This is a genomic window from Embleya sp. NPDC055664 (assembly GCF_053618075.1).
The window spans coordinates 1-5422 of sequence record NZ_JBSHGZ010000086.1 but is presented as its reverse complement, the minus strand read 5'-3'; the positions used below and the strand labels follow the sequence as shown (position 1 = coordinate 5422).

Below are 5422 nucleotides of genomic sequence, written 5' to 3'. Positions count from 1 at the left end.
GCCGCTTCGCTTTCCTCGCTTTCGGCGTCCGGCGCGTTCCCGCGCTTTCCGCCTTTCAGACTCTAGCAGATCTTCCGACCCGCTTTTCGTCCGTTCCTGCTGTTGCTTTCCGCCTTCGGGACTTTCGTTCCTTCGGCTTCCGGCTCGTGGAGCCTAGCAGATTCGGTAAGCCGTTTCCGCCGGTACTCCGGCGCCGATTGGGAATTCCAGAATCCACATGCACAAGAACAGCAAATAGCCGAACTCGTCGCGAATGAACGCGACCGATGATCGAGAAATTCGATGGTGATGCTTGCGGCAGGAGTGCAATCCTTGACGGACGCCCCGCTCGGCTCTGGCAGAGACTACCAGACTGTCGCGTCGTTGGACAACTTCGCGACAACCCTTCGAATCTACGTGTGCGGTCGGTGGGCTGTCAAGATCACCTGATCAAGCGATCATCGGCAGTTCGTCCGCGACGTCCGAGGATGCCACATCCCCCTGCTCTCCGGCGAATTCGGCCCGGCGGCCCAGGATCACCACGTACGCCAGGAACACCACCTCGACCGTCGCCCCGATCGTGATCCTGCCCCAGGTCGGTAGGCCGGACGGGGTCACGAAGGCCTCGATGATGCCGGAGACGACCAGGACCAGGGCCAGGCCGACCGCCATGCCCAGGGCGATTCGGCCCTCCTCGGCGATCGCCTTGGCGCGGGTTCGGGGGCCGGGGTCGATGACGGTCCAGCCCAGGCGCAGGCCCACGCCGGCCGCGATGAACACGGCGGTGAGTTCGAGTAGGCCGTGTGGCGTGATCAGGCCGAAGAAGACGTCGAGGCGGCCCGCGTCGGCCATCAGGCCCGCCGAGATGCCGACGTTCATCGCGTTGCTGAACACGATGAACAGCACCGGCAGGCCGAGCAGGATGCCCAGGGCCAGGCAACCGGCCGTCACCCACGCGTTGTTCGTGGCCACCTGGGCGGCGAACGAGCTCGCGGGGGCGCTGGAGTAGTAGGTCTCGAAGTCGCCGCCGGGGCGAGTCAGCTCGCGGATCTGGTCCGGCGCGCCGACCGAATCGCGGACCGCCGGGTCGTGGGCGACCCAGGCGGCGATCAGTGACGCCACCACGAGGAAGGCCACGGCCGTCGTCCCCCACCAGCGGCGACTGCGGTAGACCGCGACCGGGAATCGAACGGTGAGGAAGAGTGTCGCGTCGCGCCAGGCCGGCGTGCGCGGGGCGGTGACCGCCGAGCGGGCCCGGGCCGTGAGGGTGGAGAGCCGGCCGACCAGTACGGGGTCGGGCGCGGCGGAGCGGATCGTCGACAGGTGGGTGGCCGTGCGGCGGTACAGCGTCACCAGCTCGTCCACCTCGGGTCCCGACAGGCGGCGGCGCCTGCGGGTCAGTTGTTCCAGGCGTTCCCACTCGGGGCGGTGTACCGCGACGAAGACGTCGACATCCATACGGTGCATCCTCTCTGGGAGCGACATCGACGCACACACTGGAGGTGGCCGTGTCCGAGCTCGTCACGGGAGAAGCGGTCGCGCTCGACCTGCGCCCGGCGCGGCTGCCCAGTCGGGCGATCGCGATGGTGATCGACCTCGCGGCGCAGGTCGCCCTGTTGTTGGCGGTGGTGTGGCTGGTCTCGCTGGCGGTGCCCGTCGACGACGGTGCGCTCGCGGCGGCGTTGACGTTGACGATCGTCGTGCTCGTGGTGATCGGCTGGCCGGTCACCTGGGAGACCGCGAGTCATGGGCGCTCCCTCGGGAAGTTGGCGCTCGGGCTTCGGGTGGTGCGCGACGACGGTGGGCCGATTCGGTTCCGGCACGCGCTGGTGCGGGCGCTGCTCGGGTTCTTCGTGGATTTCTGGACCACGTTCGGGTGTGGCGCGGTGTTCTCCTCGATGGCCTCGACGAACGGCAAGCGGCTCGGGGACATGGCGGCCGGGACATTCGTGGTGCGGGAGCGCACTCCGGGGGTGCGGCAACTGCCGCTGCCGCTGCATCCGGCCGCCTCGGCGTGGGCGACCGGGATCGAATTGTCCGGGCTGTCCGATGATCTCGCCCTTGCCATTCGGCAATACCTGTCCCGGCGGGACCAATTGGATCCGGCGATAGCCGCGTCGCTCGCCGAGCGGCTGACCGGGGACACCGCGCAACGGATCGGGGTCGGGCCGCCGCCCGGGATGCATCCGGTGGTGTACCTGGCCGCCGTACTCGCCGAGCGCCGGCGTCGGGACTTGGAGCGGCACGCGTCCGCCGTCGGCGGGTACGCCACCGGGAACGCGGCGCCGCCGGCGCCCGGCTCCGCACCGCTGATCCCGCCGATCCCGCCGATCCCATCGGCACCGGGCTCGCAGGCGCCGACGCCCGCCCCCGGGCCGACGTCCACCCCCAAGCCCGCGCCCGAGCCCGAGCCCACATCCGCGCCCACCCCCACACCCCCCGGCTTCACCCCCCCATCGTGATCCGCCGGTTCGGCGGTGTGTCGAGGGCTTCGAGTTCGATGCCCGGGGCGGCCAGGACCACGTCGCCGCTCAGGTGGATCGTGGCGCGTTCGCCGGTGGCGAGGTCGTCGACCTCGTAGCGTTCGACGGTCAGGCCGTCGTGGGTCTCGATCGTGGCCAGGGTCCAGGACTGGTCCACCGTGCGGGCGGCCAGGACCGGTTCGGTCAGCGCGATCAGGCGCAGCCGGGCCGAGTCGCCGACGGTCAGGTTCAGCAGCGTGGCGGTCGCGATCAGGAAGGCGGGCGAGCGGCCCGTGAAGCCGGCGGCGCGGGCCTCGGCCTCGGTCGCGGGCGCGTCCACCGACGGGTCGGCCGCGGCCCGCAGCCACACCACGCCGGGGGCGCCGGCCACCACGGTCGCGCCGCCGCGGACGCGCCAGCCGCCCGCGAGCACCTCCAGGCGCACCGGGCGGCCCCGCGCGTCGAGGGTCAGGTCGATGCCGCTTCCGGTGTAGCGCCAGCCGATCGGGCCGGGGGCGCAGGAGAAGCGTTCCTCGCCCAGGGGGGTGCCGTCGTGCGGGTCGTGGAAGGAGTAGGTGCCTGAGGGCATGCGCGGACCCTACGACACGGTCGGCGCATCGGGGTCGGCCGCGGCGACGACGCGGGTGAGCAGGGCGGTGAAGGTGGCCCGCTCGGCGGCGGTCAGGGGGGCGAGCAGGTCGTCCATCGCGGCGTCCACGAGGGGTTCCTGCCGGGCCAGGCGGTGTTCGCCGGCGGGGGTGGCGGCGATCGCGTTCTTGCGTCGGTCGTGCGGGTCGGGGGTGCGGGTGACCAGGCCGTCGGCCTGGAGGGAGTTCAGGATTGCGACCATGTCCTTGGGGTCGATGGCGACGGCGCGGGCGAGTTCGGCCTGGGCGACCGGGCCGTACTCCCGGACCGCAATCAGCACCAGGTGGTGCAGCATCGGCATGCCGTCGCCGGCCAGCGCCTCGCGGACCAGGCCGCGGCCGTGTGCGGCGGCGCGGCCGAGCAGCCAGCTGGGCAGGGCGCGGATCCGGGCGGGGGCGGGCAGCTTGTCGACCATGGGCGCAGCCTATCCGGAGAATCGTTGGACTTTCCCACGATCATTGCATACCGTTGGGCTCACCCACGGTTTTCGTTGGGCTTTCCCATGATTTTCGATACCCGGAGGATGCGCGCATGCGTCGTGTTCGCTATTACCGCAACGGTGGTCCGGACGTGCTCTGCCTGGAGGAGGTACCGGACGCCGAGATACCCGAACCCGGGCCGGGTGAGCTGCTGATCCGGACCGAGGCGATCGGGGTGAGCCTGCCGAGTGTGCGCAAGGTGCGCGAGGGCGGGTTGCCGCTGCCCGGGGTGTTCGGCGGGGACGTGGCCGGCGAGGTGGCCTCGATCGGGCCGGACGTGACCGGATTCGCGGTCGGCGATCGGGTGGTGGCCATCTCGTTCGCCGACGCCTACGCGGATTTCGCCCTCGCCCCCGTGTTCACCGCGTCGCACATCCCCGCCGCCGCCGGTGCCGTGGACGCGGTCGCGCTGGTGCGCGGCGGGCATGTCGCGCTCGCCGCGCTGACCTCGGCCGGTGCGGTCGAGGGACGGTCGGTGCTGGTCACCGGTGCCGCGAGCGGGGCCGGTCATCTGGCCGTACAGCTGGCCCGCACGCGCGGCGCGAGCCGGGTGGTGGCGGCCGTGGGCTCGCTCGACAAGGCCGACTTCCTGCGCGGGCTCGGGGTCGACGAGGTGGTGTCCTACGCCGACGCGTCGTGGGGCGAGCCGGTCGACGTGGTGCTCGACGGCGTCGGCGGCGAGGTGTTGCCGCGCGCGGTGGCCGCGCTCGCGCCGTTCGGCCGGCTCGTCTTCTTCAACTCCGGCGGTGGGACGGTGCCGGCGTGGGAACTGCTCGCCGGCGCGCGGACGATCACCGGGATGTCGATGGCCCGCTTCTCCACCGCGTTCCCCGAGACGTACGAGCGGCACCTGCACGAGCTCTGGGACCTGGCGCTGTCGGGCCGGCTCCGGGTCGTCGTGCACGGCACGTTCGCGCTCGCGGACGCGGCGAAGGCGCACGAGGTGATCGAGGCACGCGCCAATCTCGGCAAGGTCGTCCTGCGCCCATAGGCCGAGCCGAGCCGGGCCCGACCGCCGTCACCCCCCGCACTGCGCCGACATCGCCGCCTTGTCCGCGTCCGTCACCGGCAGTTCGTACTTGATCGACACCTGCGCGTACCGCACCACGTAGGAGCAGCGCACCGCCTTGTTCGGTGGCAGCCACGTCGCCGGGCTCGAGTCGCCCTTGCCGCCGTTGATCGGGCCGTCGACGGCCAGCAGATTCAGCGGGTCGTTGGCCAGTCGGCGGCGCTTGTCGGCGTCCCACTGGGCGGCGCCCATCTGCCACGACGCGCTCAACGGCACCACGTGGTCTATCTGTATCGCCGACGCCTTGGCCTTGGTGAAGGTGATGTCCTTGCCGGAGTACGGGTCGGGCAGCGTCATCGTCTCCACGACGCAGCCCTTCCTGTCCCGCCACCGGGTCGCCCGGCCGTCCCGCTTGAGGATGTCGTCGCGGGTGCCGCAGTCGTTGCCGCCGAACGGCACGCCGCTGACCGCGTCGCTCCAGGCCGGGCCGTACTTCTCCCGGTCGTAGCCGGTCTTCGGGCCGCGCCCCTTCGTCTGCACCCGGTCGATCAGCGCCCGGGCCCGGGCCAGGTCGGCCGCCGAGGTCAACGGCGCGAGGCCGGGTTTGGTGCCGTCCTCGTTGTCCAGCGGGTCGACCGCGTCGCCGCCCGATGCCGGTTGTGCTGTATTCGCGGCCGTGGCGCCGGCCGCGGACTCCGCCTTCGAGCCGTCGTCCTGACACGCCGTCACGGCGGTCAGGGCCGCCGCGACGAGCAGGATCGCGGCATGGTTGCGCCGTCGCATGCGACCGCCCCCCGAGGGTTGTCGTGTGAGCCGGACGGCGGTGGGCCGGGCGGGCGTTTCGC

The 5422-nt window shown here is 71.8% G+C and carries 6 protein-coding genes; 2 read left to right on the top strand and 4 right to left on the bottom strand.

Going from position 1 to position 5422, the window contains the following annotated elements; all coding sequences use genetic code 11:
• Window positions 1-429 precede the first annotated feature (429 nt).
• Window positions 430-1437 carry a stage II sporulation protein M gene (locus tag ACWGR4_RS48080; RefSeq protein ID WP_452134012.1) on the bottom strand — a complete coding sequence of 336 codons (1008 nt, stop codon included), beginning with the start codon at window positions 1435-1437 and terminating at the stop codon, window positions 430-432.
• Between the two features lie 50 nt (window positions 1438-1487).
• Between ACWGR4_RS48080 and ACWGR4_RS48075 the strand changes: the two genes are divergently transcribed.
• Complete coding sequence (locus ACWGR4_RS48075) at window positions 1488-2441, top strand: RDD family protein (RefSeq protein ID WP_452134011.1); 954 nt, start codon at window positions 1488-1490, stop codon at window positions 2439-2441.
• Here the strand turns inward: ACWGR4_RS48075 and ACWGR4_RS48070 are convergent.
• On the bottom strand, window positions 2425-3030 hold the full coding sequence (locus ACWGR4_RS48070) for a hypothetical protein (protein WP_452134010.1): 606 nt from the start codon (window positions 3028-3030) through the stop codon (window positions 2425-2427). The genes ACWGR4_RS48075 and ACWGR4_RS48070 overlap by 17 nt on opposite strands.
• Before the next feature lie 9 nt (window positions 3031-3039).
• Window positions 3040-3504, bottom strand: a complete 465-nt coding sequence (locus tag ACWGR4_RS48065) for a MarR family winged helix-turn-helix transcriptional regulator (RefSeq protein ID WP_379999967.1) — start codon at window positions 3502-3504, stop codon at window positions 3040-3042.
• Window positions 3505-3620: 116 nt separating this feature from the next.
• Between ACWGR4_RS48065 and ACWGR4_RS48060 the strand changes: the two genes are divergently transcribed.
• Window positions 3621-4559: a quinone oxidoreductase family protein gene (locus ACWGR4_RS48060; protein ID WP_452134009.1), complete on the top strand. Its 939-nt coding sequence runs from the start codon at window positions 3621-3623 to the stop codon at window positions 4557-4559.
• 27 nt (window positions 4560-4586) lie between these two features.
• Here ACWGR4_RS48060 and ACWGR4_RS48055 read toward each other — a convergent pair whose 3' ends face one another.
• Window positions 4587-5360, bottom strand: coding sequence for an HNH endonuclease family protein (locus ACWGR4_RS48055; protein WP_379999963.1), 774 nt, complete (start codon window positions 5358-5360; stop codon window positions 4587-4589).
• Window positions 5361-5422: the final 62 nt, after the last annotated feature.